This window comes from Pseudoalteromonas sp. BDTF-M6, assembly GCF_018334135.1.
Taxonomy (GTDB): Bacteria; Pseudomonadota; Gammaproteobacteria; order Enterobacterales; family Alteromonadaceae; genus Pseudoalteromonas.
The window spans coordinates 62,818-81,725 of record NZ_JAGXTQ010000007.1; the positions used below are offsets into that span (position 1 = coordinate 62,818).

At 51.5% G+C, this 18,908-nt stretch carries 14 protein-coding genes; 10 read left to right on the top strand and 4 right to left on the bottom strand.

What is annotated here, in order from left to right; genetic code table 11:
* Positions 1-22: 22 nt before the first annotated feature.
* The gene (locus tag KD147_RS14915) at positions 23-1,180 is read right to left on the bottom strand and encodes a DcaP family trimeric outer membrane transporter (protein WP_212548358.1); all 1,158 of its coding nucleotides are present in this window, start codon (positions 1,178-1,180) and stop codon (positions 23-25) included.
* Positions 1,181-1,464: 284 nt separating this feature from the next.
* Here KD147_RS14915 and acs point away from each other — a divergent pair, with 284 nt between their 5' ends.
* Together acs and KD147_RS14925 are read left to right on the top strand one after the other, a co-directional pair.
* Positions 1,465-3,405 carry an acetate--CoA ligase gene (gene acs / locus KD147_RS14920; RefSeq protein ID WP_212548359.1) on the top strand — a complete coding sequence of 647 codons (1,941 nt, stop codon included), beginning with the start codon at positions 1,465-1,467 and terminating at the stop codon, positions 3,403-3,405.
* Between the two features lie 92 nt (positions 3,406-3,497).
* The gene (locus tag KD147_RS14925) at positions 3,498-4,148 is read left to right on the top strand and encodes a response regulator transcription factor (protein WP_105190625.1); all 651 of its coding nucleotides are present in this window, start codon (positions 3,498-3,500) and stop codon (positions 4,146-4,148) included.
* Between the two features lie 261 nt (positions 4,149-4,409).
* Here the strand turns inward: KD147_RS14925 and purU are convergent, their stop codons facing one another.
* Positions 4,410-5,243, bottom strand: a complete 834-nt coding sequence (gene purU, locus KD147_RS14930) for a formyltetrahydrofolate deformylase (RefSeq protein WP_212548360.1) — start codon at positions 5,241-5,243, stop codon at positions 4,410-4,412.
* Between the two features lie 73 nt (positions 5,244-5,316).
* Positions 5,317-8,748, bottom strand: a complete 3,432-nt coding sequence (locus KD147_RS14935; protein WP_212548361.1) for a PAS domain-containing hybrid sensor histidine kinase/response regulator — start codon at positions 8,746-8,748, stop codon at positions 5,317-5,319.
* 330 nt (positions 8,749-9,078) lie between these two features.
* Here KD147_RS14935 and KD147_RS14940 point away from each other — a divergent pair, with 330 nt between their 5' ends.
* The 4 genes from KD147_RS14940 (at position 9,079) to KD147_RS14955 (ending at position 13,692) form a co-directional block, all read left to right on the top strand.
* Positions 9,079-9,342, top strand: a complete 264-nt coding sequence (locus KD147_RS14940) for a DUF4212 domain-containing protein (RefSeq protein WP_105190622.1) — start codon at positions 9,079-9,081, stop codon at positions 9,340-9,342.
* Positions 9,343-9,353: 11 nt separating this feature from the next.
* Positions 9,354-11,078: a sodium:solute symporter family protein gene (locus KD147_RS14945; protein WP_212548412.1), complete on the top strand. Its 1,725-nt coding sequence runs from the start codon at positions 9,354-9,356 to the stop codon at positions 11,076-11,078.
* A 116-nt stretch (positions 11,079-11,194) separates the two neighbouring features.
* Positions 11,195-13,045, top strand: coding sequence for a DUF294 nucleotidyltransferase-like domain-containing protein (locus KD147_RS14950; RefSeq protein WP_212548362.1), 1,851 nt, complete (start codon positions 11,195-11,197; stop codon positions 13,043-13,045).
* Positions 13,046-13,047: 2 nt separating this feature from the next.
* Positions 13,048-13,692 carry a 3'-5' exonuclease gene (locus tag KD147_RS14955; protein WP_105254859.1) on the top strand — a complete coding sequence of 215 codons (645 nt, stop codon included), beginning with the start codon at positions 13,048-13,050 and terminating at the stop codon, positions 13,690-13,692.
* Here KD147_RS14955 and KD147_RS14960 read toward each other — a convergent pair.
* Entirely contained in the window at positions 13,679-14,074 is a 396-nt protein-coding gene (locus tag KD147_RS14960; protein WP_105254860.1) for a rhodanese-like domain-containing protein, read from the bottom strand. The two genes, KD147_RS14955 and KD147_RS14960, sit on opposite strands and share 14 nt — an antisense overlap.
* Before the next feature lie 270 nt (positions 14,075-14,344).
* On the opposite strand from KD147_RS14960, the gene KD147_RS14965 reads away from it, so the two are divergent.
* From KD147_RS14965 to alaS, 4 genes are read left to right on the top strand one after another with little or no spacing between them, the layout of a single operon-like run.
* Positions 14,345-14,965 carry a GTP cyclohydrolase II gene (locus KD147_RS14965; protein ID WP_212548363.1) on the top strand — a complete coding sequence of 207 codons (621 nt, stop codon included), beginning with the start codon at positions 14,345-14,347 and terminating at the stop codon, positions 14,963-14,965.
* Between the two features lie 29 nt (positions 14,966-14,994).
* On the top strand, positions 14,995-15,816 hold the full coding sequence (locus tag KD147_RS14970; protein ID WP_212548364.1) for a BPSS1780 family membrane protein: 822 nt from the start codon (positions 14,995-14,997) through the stop codon (positions 15,814-15,816).
* Positions 15,816-16,280, top strand: a complete 465-nt coding sequence (locus tag KD147_RS14975) for a regulatory protein RecX (protein WP_105254862.1) — start codon at positions 15,816-15,818, stop codon at positions 16,278-16,280. Before KD147_RS14970 ends, KD147_RS14975 begins: the two co-directional genes overlap by 1 nt.
* Before the next feature lie 10 nt (positions 16,281-16,290).
* Positions 16,291-18,891, top strand: a complete 2,601-nt coding sequence (gene alaS / locus KD147_RS14980) for an alanine--tRNA ligase (RefSeq protein ID WP_212548365.1) — start codon at positions 16,291-16,293, stop codon at positions 18,889-18,891.
* Positions 18,892-18,908 lie beyond the last annotated feature (17 nt).

Below are 18,908 nucleotides of genomic sequence, written 5' to 3' on the forward strand. Positions count from 1 at the left end.
GGCTTTTCTATGCTGAACGCGGTTAAAATGCGTACTTGGCAGAGAACTGCAGACGATCCAGATCGCCGTCGGCACCACTTTCGGTTTCCCGCTCTGCATGTTTAAACTCGACGCCAAAGGTGAGCTTTTTCACCGGTGAGTACAGTAGGTTGGCGCTGTAGCTGACGCTGCTTTCTGTGGGATCGCCGCTAAAGGCAAGCAGATCGGTATTGTTATCGGCGCTAAAGAATGAATATAGGAAGGTGGAGCGCAATTGCTCGTTCCAGTGGTGCTGATAGCCGATAAAGCCGGAGGTAGAATCAATGGCATCAAGTTCGTTGCCATCGTAAACGGCCCCGTGCGCGACATTTAGGCCAATGTAGCGTCCTAAGCCCTTGCCATGAGTCAGCATAAACTTAATGTTGTCCTCACCCAGGTTATAGCGTCCGGAAACACTGACACCAAAAGAGGTTTCGTCTTCGTCGGCCCCCCCTTGCTTGTAAGTCAGTTGGCGAGCCAGGCCGGTAACGACGATTTGTCCCCAATCGGCTGTGTGATTATAACGTGCGGTGAAATCCGGCATGCTGGCATCGTCGGTTTCGACCCGGGCGCCGTTGACCGTAATGGTGCTTTCCGGGTTTTCAATAGAGAAGGCCCAATTACCGACGCTGTAGCGTGCCTGTGCCTGGCGGGCAAACACCGTGCCTTCTGCCGGACCGACAAAGTCCAAGGTTTCCGGTAAGGCTGAGACGTTTTGGAAGTTTGACCATGCTTGACCGAAGAGCCAACCATCATAGGTGATATAGGCTTGGCGTATACGCGGAGAATAGGAGTTGGTAACGCGCTCGTTACCGCCGATGGAGGCAATAAAATCAAGCTCAATCTTGGTATTAATGGTCTTGCCGTTGTCTAACTTGGTACTGGTGCCAAAGTTAAAGCGCGATTGCCGTGCGTGCATATCAAAAACCGCATCGCTGTTGTCATCATCGCCAACCGGTGTGGTGCTGGGTACATAAAAGTCGCGACCAATGCTGTCGCCCGAAATGGTTCCTGCGGAGAAATCGCTCCACATAGCGTCAACCTTTACATAACCGCCGTAACTGACCTCGGTGTCGCCTATGGTCGCGGCTTGAGCACTGCCAATGGCCGCACATACTGCAAGTGCGGTTAGTGTTTTTATCATTAATTTTTGTGTTGTCATAATCTTGTCCTGTTGCAAGCTAGCTCAGCAAACATGGTCGTTGCTGGCTTTTTAGGCAATTATCTATTGGTCGTACGACTAAGGTATAGCGAGCAAAGCAGGTGAAGGGTCGCCGAAGGATTGCCGCGACTTTATTGCGCGAATATTGGCAAGGTGTTTACCGCTAATCGAGGTGAAAATAGCAACGGTCGTGGCGATTCTATACTAAGGTCTAATACTGCAAGACGTGGCCCTGAGTAATGCTGTGGGCAGGCATAATGGCAACAAAACATATGGAGACGGTTATGTCACAGAGCATTTATCCGGTGTTTGAAAACATCAAAAAAAACGCATTAGTCGATAACGAACAATACCAAGCTATGTATCAACAATCCATCGACGACCCAGAAGCATTTTGGGCCGAGCACGGCCAGCGTCTAGATTGGATCACCCCCTATACTAAGGTTAAAAATACCTCCTTCGATAAAGGTCACATCAGCATTAAATGGTTTGAAGACGGTCAACTTAACGCCTCCTATAACTGTATTGACCGCCACTTAAAAAATAACGCCGATAAAACGGCGTTGATTTGGGAAGGCGATGACCCGAGTCAAAGCGAACATATCAGCTACCAGCAGGTTCATGATGAAGTCTGTAAGCTGGCCAATGGCCTGCGTAAGCTGGGCGTGCAAAAAGGCGACCGTGTTGCCATCTATATGCCGATGACGCCTCAGGCGGTCTATGCCATGCAAGCCTGTGCCCGTATCGGCGCGGTCCACTCCGTGGTGTTTGGTGGTTTCTCGCCTTCGGCCATTGCCGATCGTATTAAAGACAGTGGCGCTAAGGTGGTGATCACCTCCGACGAAGGTCGCCGCGGCGGCAATTGCGTCCCTCTTAAAGCTAATGTTGATGAAGCGGTTAGCCAGGCCGGCGTGACTACGGTTGAGCATGTGATAGTGCATCAGCTTACCGGTGGTGACGTGCAGTGGAACGACGTTGACGTCTGGTGGCATGAATTGGTTGCGGATCAGCCAAGCGCGTGCGAACCTGAGGTAATGAACGCCGAAGACCCGCTCTTTATCCTTTATACCTCGGGCTCGACGGGCCAGCCCAAAGGAGTGGTGCACACCACGGGTGGTTACCTGGTTTACAGCTCCATGACGCACGAATATGTATTTGACCTGCATGAAGATGACATCTATTGGTGTAGTGCCGATGTGGGTTGGATCACCGGCCACAGCTATATTGCCTATGGCCCCATGGTTAACGGCTGCACTCAGGTTATTTTTGAAGGCGTACCTACCTATCCGAGCGCCGGGCGCATGGGTGAAATTGTCGATAAGCATCAAGTCACTATTTTATATACGGCGCCAACCGCCATTCGCGCCTTGATGGCCAAGGGCGATGAGCCTACGGCCAGCTCAACGCGCACCAGCCTGCGCGTGCTGGGCTCGGTGGGAGAGCCAATCAACCCCGAAGCCTGGGCTTGGTATTATGAGCAGATTGGTAACAGCCAATGCCCAATCGTAGATACCTGGTGGCAAACGGAAACCGGCGGCATCATGATCACGCCATTACCGGGCGCCACAGATATGAAACCGGGCTCGGCAACCAAACCTTTCTTTGGTATTGCACCGGCCTTGTTTGACGCCGAAGGCAACACCCTAGAGGGAGCCGTGGATGGTAACCTGGTTATCCTTGATAGCTGGCCATCGCAGGCACGTACCGTATACGGCGACCATGAACGCTTTGAACAAACCTACTTCTCTGCTTATCCGGGCGTTTATTTCACCGGTGACGGTTGTCGCCGCGACGAAGACGGTTATTACTGGATCACCGGTCGTGTGGACGATGTACTGAATGTTTCTGGTCACCGTTTGGGCACAGCGGAAATTGAAAGTGCGCTGGTTGCTCACGAGGCCGTGGCCGAAGCGGCGGTGGTGGGCTACCCGCACGATATCAAGGGTCAGGGCATCTATGTATACATCACGCCAAATGACGGTGTTGAGGTGAGCGATGAGCTCACCAAAGAGGTACGTAACTGGGTGCGTAAAGAGCTTAGCCCCATTGCTTCGCCGGATATGATCCAATGGTCGCCGGGTCTGCCGAAAACCCGCTCCGGTAAGATTATGCGCCGTATTTTACGTAAGATCGCCGCCAACGAGTACCAACAGCTGGGAGATACCTCAACTTTGGCCGATCCGAGTGTGGTTGATGAGCTTATTGAAAACCGCTTGAATCGTTAATTAATCGTTAAGAGCTTGATTAAAGAATGATTCTAAACGTAGACTATCGGCTGTTACCTTAGGTAATGGCCGATTTTTTTTAGGAGCGCAGCATGAGTCAGTTTTTAATAGCGGACGACCACCCATTATTTAGAGAAGCCCTGAAGGGCGCGCTGACCAAGCAATTTGAGCCCTTGGAAGTGCTGGAGTCGGATACTTTCGACACCACCTTGGCGGTGCTCGATAAGCATGAAGACCTGGATATTTTGCTGCTGGACTTGCATATGCCGGGCAATGGCGACTTGTATGGCTTGATCCGCATTCGCGAAGATTATCCGGATTTACCTATCGCCGTGGTGTCCGGTAGCGAAGACTTGCAGGTGGTGTCTAAGGTGATGGGCTATGGCGCCATGGGCTTTATTCCCAAGTCGTCATCGGCACAGGAAATCGCCGACGCCATCAATGAAATTCTAGAGGGCGAGGTCTGGTTACCGGCGGATATTAAAGATAAGGTGGAAGCCATCAGTGGCGAAGATAAGCAGCTTGCGGCCCAGGTTGCATCGTTAACACCACAGCAATACCGGGTTCTAAGTTATTTGCACGAAGGCTTGCTCAATAAGCAAATCGCCTACGAATTGAATATTTCCGAGGCTACGGTGAAGGCGCACATTACCGCTATCTTCCGTAAGCTCGGGGTTTATAATCGCACCCAGGCGGTATTAATTGCCTCCAAGTTGCAGCTTGAGGCCATGGAAAGCCAATAATAATCAAGAATAAATAATACCAATTCACTTACATAGCTAATCATTCTAGCGGGCTAAGTATCATGCGTACTGCGTTGGAATTTTTCTATGTAGAATAACTACATAAGAAAAATTCCGCCTTGTTATCATAGCATTTATCCAGCGCTATCTCTGATCACATACTTAACAGAATTGGTATAGGGCTGACAGGCAAGGCTGAAATAAAGCCTTGCCTAACAAACGCTAGCCTTATTAAAACGCTAGCCTTATTAAAACGCTAGCCTAATCAAATACCACGGTGCGGTTGTCATTAACAAAGAGCTTATGCTCGGCGGCCAGCTCCAAGGCCTTACAAAACACCAGCTTTTCCACATCCCGGCCCTTCTTCGCCATGCTTTGTGCACCGTCCGCATGAGTGACATTGGTGACCTGCTGCAAAATAATCGGTCCCTCGTCGAGCTCATCATTGACGAAGTGGGCGGTGGCACCAATGATCTTGACGCCGCGCTCAAAGGCCTGATGATAGGGCTTGGCGCCAATAAATGCAGGTAAGAAGGAGTGGTGGATATTAATGATGCGTCCGCTGAACCGGGCAACAAACTCCGGGCTTAAAATGCGCATATATTTGGCCAGGCCAATCAGGTCCGGATTGTAGTCGGCAATTTTATCGGCCACTAGGCGATCATGTTCGCTGCGGCTTAGGCCCTCGTGGCTAATGCAGTGAAAGGGCACATTAAAGCCCTGTGCCAGGGGTTGTAAGTCCGGGTAATTGGCAATCACCGCCAGTACCTCGATATTTAACGCCTGCTCAAAGCACTTTAATAATACCCCGCCGAGGCAATGGGCTTCCTTGGTGGCCAGCAGCACGACCTTGGTGGGCTCACTGCCATGGAGCGACAGCATTGAGTTGCTCGGTAAGATGTCTTGCAACTGCGCCACTAAGTCGATATCACTAAAATCGCCATCGAGTTCGGTGCGCATAAAAAAGCGGCCATGGGCCTTGTCGACGAACTCATTGTTGCGGGTGATATTCAGGCCATGCTCAAAGCACAGGCCGGTGATCTTGGCGATAAGCCCCTCTTGGTCCGGGCACTGTGCCAGTAATACTTTTTTCATTCCTCATTCCTATTCGTGTTACACGAGTGGCCATTATGCTCAGGGTTATCGGCATATGGCAATCATGCGTGCGTTATAAGGAATGATTAAGTAAGGCCTTTAACTTGGCGGGCTTAACCGGCTTGGATAAATAATGCACCCCGGCCTTTTTCGCCGCCAGTTTTAACTGGTCGTCGCGCACCGCTGTGATCAAAATGGCCGGTATCTCCTTGTCTCTGAGGGCGCGAATCTTAGCTATCAGGGCGAGGCCATCGCCGTCTTCACCAAGCTGATAATCCATAAAAATAATGTCGATGTTGGCGTCACTCTCGGCCACTGCCAGTGCCTGCTCGGCCCCTTGGCAGCCATGGCAACGGGCACCCCATTTGGTGAGTAGGTGGCGCATCGCTTCGATATTGGCGGCCTCATCATCGACTACCAGCACATCATAGTGTGATTGGCTTGCGGCCTTGGTTGTGGGCATGCTCGAGCCTTGAATACGGGCCTGTGAGCCGTAGGGCACTTCAACCTTAAAGCAACTGCCCTTACCGAATTGCGAGCGCATGCTAAGGCGGTGAGACAGCAGTTCGGCCATACGTTTTACTACCCCAAGTCCCAGGCCCACGCCCTTGTTGTCGCCGGACTCGACCCGGTAGAAATCATCGAATATCTTTTGCTGTTCGTGCTCGGTAATGCCTAAACCTGTGTCCCACACCTCTATGCTGAGGTGATGCTTACGGCGGCGACAGGCAACCAGCACCTTGCCGCTGGGGGTGTACTTCACCGCGTTGGAAACCAGGTTTTGAATGATCCGCCGCAAATAGGTGGTATCGCTGTGCACCACCTCATTGCTGGAGCGCAGCGAGAGTTTGAGGCCCTTGTCAGCGCATAAAATGGCGTATTCATTCACCAAGGGGGCAAGAATATCGTCGATATGAAAGTGTCGCGGTGTTGGCGACATGGCCCCTTGGTCGAGCTTGGCAATGTCCAGCAAGGCCGACATCAGGTGCACGGTACTATCCAAGCTATCGCCTAATTTGGCCAGACTATTGGCGTTATGGGCGCTGAGCTCCTGCTCGTCCATGGACGCCAGGTAGAGGCGCGCGGCATTCAAAGGCTGGAGAATATCGTGGCTGGCCAGGGCCAGGAAGCGGGTTTTACTGTCGTTGGCACGTTCCGCCTCCAGTTTCGCCGCCTTCAGGGCCTGCTCGGTTTGCTCTCGGCTGGCAATTTGCGCCTTAAGATCCTGGTTCATGGCTCTGACTTCCTGGGTGCGCGCTTCGATGCGGTTCTCCAGATCCATGTTGATTTCTTCGAGGGCGTTTTGCGTTTCCATGTGCGCGGTAATATCGGAAAAGCTGGTCACAAAGCCGCCGTCCGGTAAGGGGTTACCGATCATTTCAAACACCTGGGCGTTACGGCGATGGCGAATAAAATGATGGGGGCTGCCGTTGCGCAGGTGGCGTACCCGCTTTTCTACATGGTGTTCGATTTCGCCGGGGCCACATTCACCGCGCATGGCGTTATAGCGGATCACTTCTTCGATGGGTTGGCCCTGTTGTAAAAAGCCCTCCGGGTAGTCAAACATTTGCGCGTAGCGCTTGTTCCAGGCCACCAAATTAAGGTCCTTATCGACCACGGAAATACCGTGGCTGAGATTTTCCAACGAGGTAAACAAGAGGTTTTGGTTAAAACGAAGAGCCTGTGTGGTCTCATCGAAAAAGTTGACCACCTCTTCAAAGGCCAGCTGTTTGCCACTGGCCACGGTTTGGATCAGGGCCTGGGCGGAAGAAGCGCCGAGCACCCCGGTCAGGGCGCGCTCGCAATAGGCGATAAATTCATTGGAAGGCTGGGCGTTATTATCGTCTATGTCTTCGGTCAGGCTGTAATGGGCCAGCACCTGGGTGCTGCGCTGGGCGCCAAGGAAGGTTTGCAGCAGCACCTTAAAGTCATACACGGTGGCATCGACATTCTTATTCAGGCGTTTGGCAAAATTCAGCTGCTCCATGGGGTTTACAAAGGCGGCGGCCTGAATGCGGTCAATAAGGCGCTCCTGAGCCCCCAATGAAAAGCTGATATAGCAGCAAATATTGGCAAACAGGGCGATTAGGGTACCCTGAGTGATGAGGTTTTGCTGGGCGCCGCTGTCCAGTGCCGCGGCGGTGTTCATGATCGGAATAAGCAGAAACAGAGTCCAGCACACCACACCGGCGGTCAGGCCCGCATAGACGCCATAGGCATGGCCTTTGCGCCAATAAAGACCACCGACTATGGCCGGCAGCAGTTGGGTGACCAGAGAAAATGCCACCAGGCCCATGGAAGCCAGGGTTTCGCCGTGACCAAAGAGCTGCTGATAAAGGTAAGACAGCAGCAGGATGGCCCCTATGGTAAAACGGCGGACCAATAAAATGCGCGAGCGGTAACTGCTATTAATATGGCTGCGGCGAAACTTACGCTTAAGTAACAGCGGCAGCACTACGTCGTTGGAGATCATGGTGCTTAGGGTCAGGGTCGCCACCACTATCATGGCGGTGGCCGCCGATAGGCCACCGATAAAGACAAAGGTGGTTAAAATACTGTGACCGCTGCTGAGTGGCAGGGCCAAGACAAAGCTGTCGGCGCTATGGCCATGGCCGATTTCCGGCATGATGGCGGCACTGGCGATGGGAATGATCATCAGCGCAATAAGCAGTAAATAAAGCGGAAACGCCCAACGCGCGGTGCGCAGGTGGCGGATGTCCTGGTTGTCGACCACGGTGACATGAAATTGTCGCGGCAGGCAGATAATGGCCGCCGCCGCCATCAGGGTTTGGCCTATAAAACCAAAAGTTAGCACCTGTGAGTCTTGCCAGTGCCGCCATACCGTCTCCAAAGACACCGAATCCGGCAGGGAGTAAAGGGTGTACAGGGCCAAGCCGGCGACAAAAACCAGGGCAATAAGCTTGACCAAGGATTCAAAGGCCACCGCCAGCATCAGCCCCGAACGGTATTCGGTCACATCTACCTTGCGGGTACCGAAGAAGATAGCAAACACCGCCATGATCAAGGCGCCCCCGAGGGCAAGCACCGGCCCGGACACCTCTGAGCCGCCTGGCAATAATAAGAAGCTGCTGGAAAGGGCTTTAAGCTGCAAGGCGATATAGGGAATGGTGGCCATCAGGGCGATAAAGGTGACCAGAATCGCCGTCAGTTGCCGCTTGCCGTAGCGTGCCGAAATAAAGTCGGCAATGGTGGTGATGTTTTGCTTTTTACTTACCAGCACCAGTTTGCGTAAGAAGCCTTGGAAAAACACAAACAACAGGATGGGCCCGAGCAAAATAGGCAGGAAATTCCAGCCATCACTGGCGGCGGTGCCCACCGAGCCGTAATAAGTCCAGGACGTACAATAGATCCCCAGCGCCAAGGCATACACAAAGGGGTGGTGGCTGATGTATTTGGCCCAGGGCGTGGTCTTGTCGCCCCAGTTGGCTAACCAAAACAACACTGATATATAGGCCAAAGAAACAAAAATTAAAGCTAAGGTCATGGTACTGGGCTATTTTTATAAGTCACCTCACCATAGCAAAAGCGCGGATTAAATAGCAGTGCTTTTGTCGCAGCTAGGCATGCGACTAAGGGTTATTAGACTAATGTATTAAAGCCAATAAAGGCCTTCCCAGTCTCTTTTTATGCAACAAAAAATTTTATTATCCTTATGTTTTTGTTGGTTATTTTTTATTTTTTGGCTCACCCTCTCTAAAGGTTAACTTTTTGTTACGACTAAGGTCTGAATTTCCTCTCGGCAAAGCATTGCTAGATTCTAAAGTGACGATAACAACCGTTCATGCCTTTGGGTGTGATGTAAAGGGGATACAAAATGGCTTTTAAAGATGCAGAACATGCGAAGGCCTATTGGAGTGAAAACCTCAGCCTGGTATTTAAATTACTGGTGGTGTGGTTTGTCGTTTCTTTTGGTTTTGGCATTTTGTTAGTCGACGTACTCAACGAAGTACGATTCTTTGGGTTTAAATTGGGCTTTTGGTTTTCACAGCAAGGCGCAATTTACACCTTTGTAGCTCTTATTTTTGTCTACGCATACAAAATGAATGCGTTAGATAAGAAATACGGCGTAGACGAATAAGGAGCAAGATGATGGATGTTCAAGGACTTACCTTTTTAATTGTTGGTCTGAGCTTTGCGATGTATATAGGTATCGCCATTTGGGCGCGTGCCGGCTCAACCAATGAATTCTATGTTGCCGGTGGTGGTGTACCACCCTTAGCCAATGGTATGGCTACAGCCGCAGACTGGATGAGTGCGGCGTCGTTTATTTCCATGGCGGGGATCATCTCCTTTGCCGGTTATGACGGTGGCGTATACCTGATGGGTTGGACCGGTGGTTATGTGCTACTGGCGCTGTGCCTGGCCCCTTACCTGCGTAAATTCGGTAAATTTACGGTGCCGGACTTTATCGGCGACCGTTACTATTCACAGGCAGCCCGTGTGGTCGCCATTTTCTGTGCCATTTTTATTTGCTTTACTTACATCGCCGGTCAGATGCGTGGTGTGGGCGTGGTGTTCTCGCGCTTCCTGGAAGTTGACATTGAAACCGGTGTCTATATCGGCATGGTGATCGTTTTCTTCTACGCCGTACTCGGCGGCATGAAGGGCATTACCTATACTCAGGTGGCACAGTACTGCGTGCTGGTTTTCGCCTACCTGGTACCGGCCATTTTTATCTCTTTGATGATGACGGGTCACCTGTTGCCACAAACCGGTTTCGGCGGAACCTTGTCTGACGGCTCCGGACTCTATTTGCTCGACAAGCTTGACGGCCTCAGTACCGAGCTCGGGTTTGCCCAATATACCGAAGGTTCCAAGAGTATGGTTGACGTCTTTGCGATCACCGGTGCGCTCATGGTGGGTACCGCGGGTCTTCCTCATGTCATCGTACGCTTCTTCACCGTGCCTCGCGTTCGCGATACCCGTATCTCTGCGGCTTGGACTCTGGTCTTTATTGCCATTGTTTATACCACGGCTCCGGCGGTTGCCTCATTCGCTCGCGTGAACATGATCGATACCATCAATGGTAAAGACGGCAGCGGCACCCTGTATGAAGAAGCGCCACAGTGGATTAAAAACTGGGAAAGAACCGGTCTTATCACCTTCAACGATAAGAATGGTGATGGTCGCATGCACTATTCTGCCGGTAAGGTTGATGATCCAGCCAGCGCCAATGAAGTGAGTGTTGACCGCGATATCATGGTACTAGCTAACCCTGAAATTGCCGACCTACCGGCCTGGGTAATTGCCTTGGTGGCCGCCGGTGGCATTGCAGCAGCGCTATCGACCACCGCAGGTCTGCTACTGGTTATTTCGACCTCGGTGTCTCATGATTTATTGAAACGTACCTTGAAACCGGATATCAATGATAAGCAAGAGCTGTTGGCGGCGCGTTTGGCGGCCATGGTAGCCATAGGTATCTCTGCCTACTTTGGTATTAACCCGCCAGGCTTTGTAGCCTCGGTGGTGGCCTTCGCCTTCGGCTTGGCGGCGGCGAGTTTCTTCCCTGCAATTATCATGGGTATTTTCTCAAAACGCATGAACAAAGAAGGCGCCATTGCCGGCATGGTAACGGGTATCGGTTTTACCGCCGCATACATCATCTTCTTCAAGTTCGTTAGTCCGGAGTTAAACAGTGCCGAGCATTGGCTATTCGGTATCTCGCCTGAGGGTATCGGCCTAGTTGGTATGATGGTTAACTTCTTTGTGGCTGCCGTGGTGCAACGCATGACCGCAGAAACCCCGGATGAGATCAAAGAAATGGTTGAGGGCATTCGTAATCCTAAAGGTTCTGCAACGGCCCATGCGCACTAAGGTGCATTAACCAAACTCGCAGATCACCAGCCCGACCTTAGACCAAGGTCGGGCTTTTTTTGTCGCTAAATAGGTCCTAAATTTAGTCTTGTTACCACATGTTTAGGACGTGGACTATGAGTGCCCTGCATCAGGATATTTTAGACTTTGTTACCCAGCAAGCGCCGTTTAATGCTTTGCCGGACTCCGCCTGTGATTATTTTACCCATCACCTCGAGGTGATTTATGTTACGCGGGAAAATCAGCATCAGTGGCTGGACTCGGCGCATCCCAAGTTATTCCTGTTGCGTAGCGGTGTAATTGAGCTGGTGGCCGCCGACGGTGAGCCCATTGCTCGCTTAACCAGCGGCGATTATTTCGGTTACCCTTCCTTGCTCAGCGGCGAAACCATAAAAAACCGTATCGAGGTCAAGCGTGAAGCTTTGGTCTATATGCTCTCGCAAGCGGACTTTGATTATCTGCGCCATGAATATAAAGCCTTCGAACAGTATTTTGTCCGTGCTCACTCGAACCGGCTCTTGTCCTCTAAATATCAACACCATGGCGACAGCTGGTCGGAGCGTAAAATTTCACAGCTGATGACCCGCCAAGCCATCACCCTCACTCCCGAGGCCAGTATTCGTGAATGCGCGCAAACCATGAGTGCGCATAGAGTGTCTTCCATTATGGTAACTCAGGGAGAGGGCCAGGAGGCCCGATTGATTGGTGTGGTGACCGACCGTGATTTGCGCTCTCGGGTGTTGGCCGAAGGGGTAGACCCCGAGCTGGGTATTGAGAAGATCATGAGTGTGGAACCTAAGTTTATTTTTGAAAATAACCGGGTGTTTTCGGCCATGCACCTGATGCTCAAACATAACATTCACCATTTACCGGTATTAAACGAGCAGCACCAGCCCCTTGGCATGGTCACCTCCACCGACTTGTTGCGCCAGCAAAAAAGCGATCCAGTGCAATTGATTGGCCGTATCTACAAGGCCAGCGGGGTTGCCGATTTAAAACGCTACGCCCAGGAGGTGCCTGAGCTGTTAGAAGGCTTCGCCTATCATATCGATGACATCAGCCTGATTGGCAAACTGCTGAGCGGCATCAGTGATGCGCTTACCACGCGTTTAATTCAGCTGTTTCAGCAGCGTCATGGCGATGCTCCGACGCGCTTTAGCTGGATTTGCTTTGGCTCTCAGGCCCGTGAAGAGCAAACCCTGCATTCGGACCAAGATAATGGCCTGTTATTGCCCAACGATCTCGACGAATCGCAACTTGAATACTTTAAGGCCATGGGCGAGTTTGTCTGCCAACAGCTGGATGTGTGCGGCATCAGGCGCTGCCCGGGCAATATCATGGCCAGCAATGAAGATTGCCGCCTGAGCCTTAATGGCTGGTTGCATAGGTTCGAGCGTTGGCTCGCCAGTCCCACGCCCGAGGCCATGCTCAATTGTAAGATTTTCTTCGATATTCGCTTTATTAGCGGTTCGAGCGATTTATTCGCCACCTTTAGCGAAGCCCTGTCGGCGCTTAAGCCCGACCAGCTCTTTTATCGCGCCCTGGCCAGCGAGTTAAACCTTAACTCAGTGCCCATCGGGCTTTTCAATCAGTTAAAGACAGAGGCTGATGCCGAGCGCCACAAGTACATAGATTTAAAGCGTCGCGGTATCGTGATCATCAATGATATCGTTCGCCTTTATGCCTTGCAGGCCAATATTCGCCATGCCAGCACCTTGGAGCGCCTCGATGCACTGACCAAAACTCAGTGGCTGTCAAAAAAGGATATTTTTGATCTTAAGGACTGTTGGCGTTATCTCACCCAGTTGCGCTTGCGCGCTCAGCTCGATAACGAACCCTTGCCCAGTAATTGTATCAATCCGGATGGGCTGACGTCGCTGGAGCGACATCAGCTGAAAGAGGCGTTTTACCTTATTCGTCAGGCACAGCAGGCGGCGAGCTTTAAGTTTGCGCGCGGGAGTCTGTAGCCATGACCTATTCCTGGTGGCAGCAAGTAAAGTCTAAGTTGGGCTTTGATCCCCATGGATTGTCGCAGCCCTGGACCACCCATAGGTATGTGGTGGTTGATTTGGAGTTAACCGGTTTAAATCCCAAGGAGCATGAGGTGGTGTCACTGGCCTGGGTGGTGATAGAGCAGCAGCGAATTAAGCTCAGCCAAAGCGGTCACCTGCTTCATCATGGCGTGCTGGAGCTGGCGCAATCACCCATTTACCATGGGATTACCGCCGAGCGCTTGCAAACCGAAGGCCTGCCTATGGCACAAATACTAGAGCGCTTCAGTGCGGTGTGTGCCGACAGCATTTTGGTGTTCCATAACAGCCTGCTTGATACCCGATTCTTACAGCGTGTGTGTAAAGAGCACCAGGTTCAGCTCCCGCGTATTTCCTTGGATACCTTAAAAATCGAACAAAGACGATTGGCGCGGCAGGGGTCCGATATTGCTTTTGATGCCTTGTCTTTGGATGCATGTCGTCAGCGCTATGGTTTGATGGCGCATACATCTCATGATGCGCTCAGCGATGCCTTAGCCACCGCCGAGCTGTTTTTGGCGCAGGCCAATCAGGTCAGCAAGCGTGAGCCCGTGCCCTTAAGCGCCTTGATCACGGCTGGGTGATTTCTGGTAATTGCTGTTTTTGCCAACCAAGCCAGTCTCCATCAAGGTGATACACCTGTTTAAAGCCCTGTTCCTGTAAGATCTCGATAGCCATGGCGGCGCGGCGACCACTGCGGCAATAAACGACTATCGGACGTTCCTTGTCGAGCTCACCAAGATGCTCAGCCAAGACGTTATGACTGATATTAATGGCCCCTTTTATATGGCCTTGCTGGTATTCTTCGCTGGTTCGCACATCCAATAACTGCATCGGCTCGGCGTTAAAGCGATCGACCAAAAGCTGTTGAGCGGCAATATCTGTGGTCTCGGCCTGAGCCATGCTCATGGGGGCGCAGAAAAGTGCGATTGCGGCAACAAGCGCCGCGCTGGTGGTTTTCATCATGTATCTTCCTGTTGTTACTCGGTAGCAAGGCCCTAGGCCGCTTGCTGCATTTTCCTTAGCAACTGCTATGTCAGCCAGTTTGTTGTCCTAAACTTATGTATGTCATTAACCATAGCATAACTTATTGCCTCCCTGAATTGTGTGTTTGGGCGTCGCGGGGCGCACTTGTTTCATGCTATCATTGACCCCATTTACTAAGTAGTACGGGCTGATCTTTGGGGTTGGCTTTGTTATATTATCACAATTGTTTATTGTACAGAGTGAGTCGTCGTGGCCGAAGTCAGAGCTAGGGTCCATTTAAATGTGGGCAAAAAAAGTGATATTCCTGCGGAAATCGTGTCTTTTAGCGGTTTAAAAGATGGTCAGGAGCATGTTGCCTTAATTTTTAACCAAGCGGATGAACAGCAAACTCCCTTGATCCGCATGCACTCCGAGTGCCTGACCGGCGACGTTTTTCACTCCAGCCGCTGTGATTGCGGCGAGCAACTTAATGAAAGCATCGAGCTCATGCACGAACAGGGTGGGGTGCTGCTCTACCTACGCCAGGAAGGGCGTGGCATTGGTTTATACAATAAGCTCGATGCTTATGTGTTGCAGTCGAAGGGCATGAACACCTATGAAGCCAATAACCACCTGGGTTTTGCCGATGATCTGCGGGATTTCTCCGATGCTGTTTTAATGCTTAAGGCGCTGGGTATCACCCAGGTTAAGCTGATGACCAATAACCCGAAGAAGCTTGATGCACTGCGTGACAACGGCATCGACGTGAAGGCCGTGGTTGGTACCCATGCGCATATCAAGGTGGGGCAAACCGGCAATCAGGCGTACCTGGAAACCAAAATAGCCCATGGTGCGCACATGCTGGATATTAAAAAAATTAAGAAATCATAAGCGCAATACGCAAAGGAAGATCAGTCATCATGTCGATAGAAATACGCGTGTACAAGGCCGGCTCGGGAGCGCGCTGGTTTAAAGCCGGTTTGGATATCTTCCAACACCAGCCGTTTATTTTTATGTTTATGTACTTGTTTATCGCCGCCGTGGGCATGCTGGGTTTTATTCTGCCGTTGCTAAAAATCCCGGCGGTGCTGGCAACACCTTTTTTACTGGCTGGCTTTTATCAAGCCGCATTGCGCCGTCAGCAGGGACACAAGGTGGCGTTTGCCGATATCCTTAATGTGTTTTCACAGCAGGGGCGACGCATGTCCCTGTTTCGCGTCGGTCTGTATCAAATGGGCGCGGCCCTGTTACTTGGCATGGTGAGCAGCCTGTTGTTTGCCGACGCGGTGGCGGTTTTTAATCAGCCCGATCTGGACCCGCAGCTGGCCCTGCAGCAATTGGCACAAAGCTTCTCTTTCCCTGCGGTGGCGCTGTTTTTGGTGCTATTTAGTGTTTATTTATGTGCCTTTGCCTTCGCCGTGCCTTTGGTTTATTTTGGCGGTCACACGTCCATGTGGGCGGTGATGAAGGCCAGTCTGATGGCGTTTTATCATAATATGGCAGCGATGACGGTGTATGGCCTTATCGGTGCCGGCTTGATGCTGGTTTGTGCGATTTTGTCCTTTATTCCCCTTCTTGTTGTTATGCCGATTTGCTACATTAGCTTATTCATCGCCTTTCAAGCGATATTTATGCCTAAATTACAGCACCATGAGGGCGGTAATGGCACCGTCGATAAGAGCCAAAACGAGCCGGCTAAAGAGCAGGAACCGGTTTCTTCAGACGGTCGGTTTGACGCTTAATGGATGAGCGCGAACAGCAAAAACAAAAGAACTATGTGCTCTGGTTACTGGGGCGGCAGGAATACAGCCGCAAGGATGTGCAGCGCAAATTGCAGCAACGCCAGGTACCAGAGGACTTTGCCACCGAGCTCTTAGATTGGTGTGAGCAACAAGGGTTTTTGGACGAACAACGCTATTGCGCCAGCTTTATTCGCCGGGCAATAGACAAGCGTCACGGACCGCGCCGTATCAGTGCCGATGCCCAGCAAAAGGGCCTGGACAAAGAACAGGTGGCTGTGGCCATGGCAGAAATGGACGTCGATTGGTTCGAGCTGGCCCTAGAGGCCTACCAGCGTAAATTTAAGGCGCTGGGGAAAAACAAAGATTATAAGGAAAAAGCCAAGCGTATTCGTTACTTAACGGCGCGTGGTTTTGACTACCAACAAATAGAATTTGCACTTGCAAGTGAAGCGACAGACGAGTGAGAAAAACGCAATGCAGCATTTGACGACCGCACAGCTAAGACAGAAGTTCTTAGATTATTTCGCCAAGCACCAGCATCAGGTGGTGCCTTCGGCTTCTTTGGTGCCGGGCAATGACCCCACCTTGCTATTTAACAACGCCGGTATGGTGCCGTTTAAAGACGTGTTCCTAGGTGCCGAAAAGCGCCCATATACCCGTGCCGCCAGTGCTCAACGTTGTGTTCGTGCCGGTGGTAAGCACAATGACCTTGAGAATGTAGGTTACACCGCCCGTCACCATACCTTTTTCGAAATGCTAGGTAACTTCAGTTTTGGTGATTACTTCAAAGAGCAGGCCATTGCCTTTGCCTGGAAGTTTTTGACCGAAGAGTTACAGCTGCCAAAAGAAAAGCTGTGGGTGACCGTGTTCACCGAAGACGACGAAGCTGCGGATATTTGGATCAATCAAATTGGCGTGCCTAAAGAGCGCGTTTCTCGCATTGGTGCAAAAGATAACTTCTGGTCCATGGGCGATACCGGCCCTTGTGGTCCGTGTTCGGAAATCTTCTATGATCACGGTGAAGAAGTGTGGGGGGGTCCTCCGGGCACACCAGAAGAAGATGGCGATCGCTATATCGAGATCTGGAACCTGGTATTTATGCAATTTAACCGTCATGCCGACGGCACCATGGAGCCATTGCCGAACCCATCTATCGACACAGGTATGGGCCTGGAGCGTATTGCCGCTATCTTGCAGGGCGTACACTCAAACTATGAAATCGATTTATTCCAAGCACTGATCAAGGCCGCTGCCGAGGTTACCAATGCTCAGGATATGGAAGACAAGTCACTGCGTGTAATTGCCGACCATATTCGCTCATGTGCCTTCTTGGTACTTGACGGCGTTATGCCTTCAAATGAAGGTCGCGGTTATGTCTTGCGTCGTATTATTCGTCGCGCCGTGCGCCATGGTAATAAGCTTGGCGCCAAGGGCACCTTCTTCCATAAGCTTGTTGCCGAGCTGGTGGCGCAGATGGGCGATGCCTATCCTGAACTTGCCAAGAAGCAAGCCATTATCGAGAAAGTTCTACGTATCGAAGAAGAGCAATTCGGTAAGACGCTTGAGCGTGGTCTGGCTATTCTTGAAGAGCACCTAAGCACTTTAGAAGGGGATGTGATCCCGGGCGATGTGGTCTTTAAACTATATGATACCTATGGCTTCCCGGCGGACTTAACCGCGGATGTGGCCCGTGAGCGCTTTTTGACTATAGACGAAAAGGGCTTCCAGGAATGTATGGATGTGCAGCGCAAAAAAGCCCAACAAGCAGGCAAGTTTGGCGCCGACTACAATACTCAATTGCGCTCGGATAAGTCGACCGAATTTAAAGGCTATGACGCTCAGCAGCATAGTGCCACCGTGGTGGAAATGTTTGCCGAGGGTGACAAGGTCAGCGTGCTTAACGATGGCCAGGAAGGGATAGTGATCCTTAACCGCACCCCTTTCTATGCCGAGTCCGGCGGTCAGGTGGGCGACACCGGTGTACTAGCCACTGCCAACGGCGAGTTTATCGTTACCGATACACAAAAACTGGGTAATGCCTTTGCTCATCACGGTAAGGTAGTAGGGCAAATCGGTGTGAATGACAAGGTGGATGCCCGCATCGATGCCGAGCGTCGCGATCGCATTAAGAAAAATCACACCGCGACTCACCTGATCCACGAAGCTCTGCGTCAGGAGCTGGGCGAGCACGTAAACCAGAAAGGTTCATTGGTGCAACCGGATCGTCTGCGCTTTGACTTCTCCCACTTTGAAGGTGTGACACCAGAGCAATTACAGCGCATTGAAAAGCAAGTGAATGACGAAATTCGTCGTAACTTTGCGCTGCAAACCGAGCTGATGGCCATAGATGCCGCCAAGGAAAAAGGCGCGATGGCGCTGTTTGGCGAAAAGTATGACGACGAAGTGCGTGTTGTCAGTATCGGCGACTACTCAATCGAGCTCTGTGGCGGTACTCACGTTGAGCGTACCGGTGATATCGGTTTATTCAAGATCGTTTCCGAGGCGGGTATTGCCGCGGGCGTGCGTCGTATTGAAGCGGTGACCGGTGCCGATGCACTCAATTACGTAGCCGCTCAAGAAGAGAAACTAGCGCAAATCGCGGCGCTATTGAAAGCGGACAGCGCCAATGTACTGGACAAGGTACAAGGCTTGTTAGAGCGCTCTAAGGGCTTGGAAAAGCAGGTGAGTCAGCTTAACGATAAGCTGGCCAGTGCCGCCGGTGCATCGCTGCTGGACGGTGCTAAAGACATCAATGGCGTGAAGGTATTGATTGCTAATGTTGTAGGCACCGAGAGCAAAGCCCTGCGTGGCATGGTTGATGATCTGAAAAACAAAATGGGTTCGGGCATTATTGCCTTGGGTGTTGCCGATGGTGACAAGGTTAGCCTGATCGCCGGTGTGACCAATGATCTGACCGGTCAATTTAAGGCTGGAGAACTGGTTAACCATATGGCTGCTCAGGTTGGTGGTAAAGGTGGTGGTCGTCCCGATATGGCTCAGGCCGGGGGTACACAACCAGAACACCTTGACGCTGCCCTAGCCAGTGTTGAGGGCTGGGTGAGCGAACGCGGTTAATAGCGGGCTGTATTAAA

Bases quoted from the DNA above. Each gene is read 5' to 3' on its own strand.
- KD147_RS14950 (WP_212548362.1), top strand. From the start codon at position 11,195: ATGAGTGCCCTGCATCAGGATATTTTAGACTTTGTTACCCAGCAAGCG.
- purU (WP_212548360.1), bottom strand. From the start codon at position 5,243: ATGAAAAAAGTATTACTGGCACAGTGCCCGGACCAAGAGGGGCTTATC.
- KD147_RS14960 (WP_105254860.1), bottom strand. From the start codon at position 14,074: ATGATGAAAACCACCAGCGCGGCGCTTGTTGCCGCAATCGCACTTTTC.
- alaS (WP_212548365.1), top strand. From the start codon at position 16,291: ATGCAGCATTTGACGACCGCACAGCTAAGACAGAAGTTCTTAGATTAT.
- KD147_RS14975 (WP_105254862.1), top strand. From the start codon at position 15,816: ATGGATGAGCGCGAACAGCAAAAACAAAAGAACTATGTGCTCTGGTTA.
- KD147_RS14915 (WP_212548358.1), bottom strand. From the start codon at position 1,180: ATGACAACACAAAAATTAATGATAAAAACACTAACCGCACTTGCAGTA.
- KD147_RS14940 (WP_105190622.1), top strand. From the start codon at position 9,079: ATGGCTTTTAAAGATGCAGAACATGCGAAGGCCTATTGGAGTGAAAAC.
- acs (WP_212548359.1), top strand. From the start codon at position 1,465: ATGTCACAGAGCATTTATCCGGTGTTTGAAAACATCAAAAAAAACGCA.
- KD147_RS14945 (WP_212548412.1), top strand. From the start codon at position 9,354: ATGGATGTTCAAGGACTTACCTTTTTAATTGTTGGTCTGAGCTTTGCG.
- KD147_RS14970 (WP_212548364.1), top strand. From the start codon at position 14,995: ATGTCGATAGAAATACGCGTGTACAAGGCCGGCTCGGGAGCGCGCTGG.
- KD147_RS14955 (WP_105254859.1), top strand. From the start codon at position 13,048: ATGACCTATTCCTGGTGGCAGCAAGTAAAGTCTAAGTTGGGCTTTGAT.
- KD147_RS14935 (WP_212548361.1), bottom strand. From the start codon at position 8,748: ATGACCTTAGCTTTAATTTTTGTTTCTTTGGCCTATATATCAGTGTTG.
- KD147_RS14925 (WP_105190625.1), top strand. From the start codon at position 3,498: ATGAGTCAGTTTTTAATAGCGGACGACCACCCATTATTTAGAGAAGCC.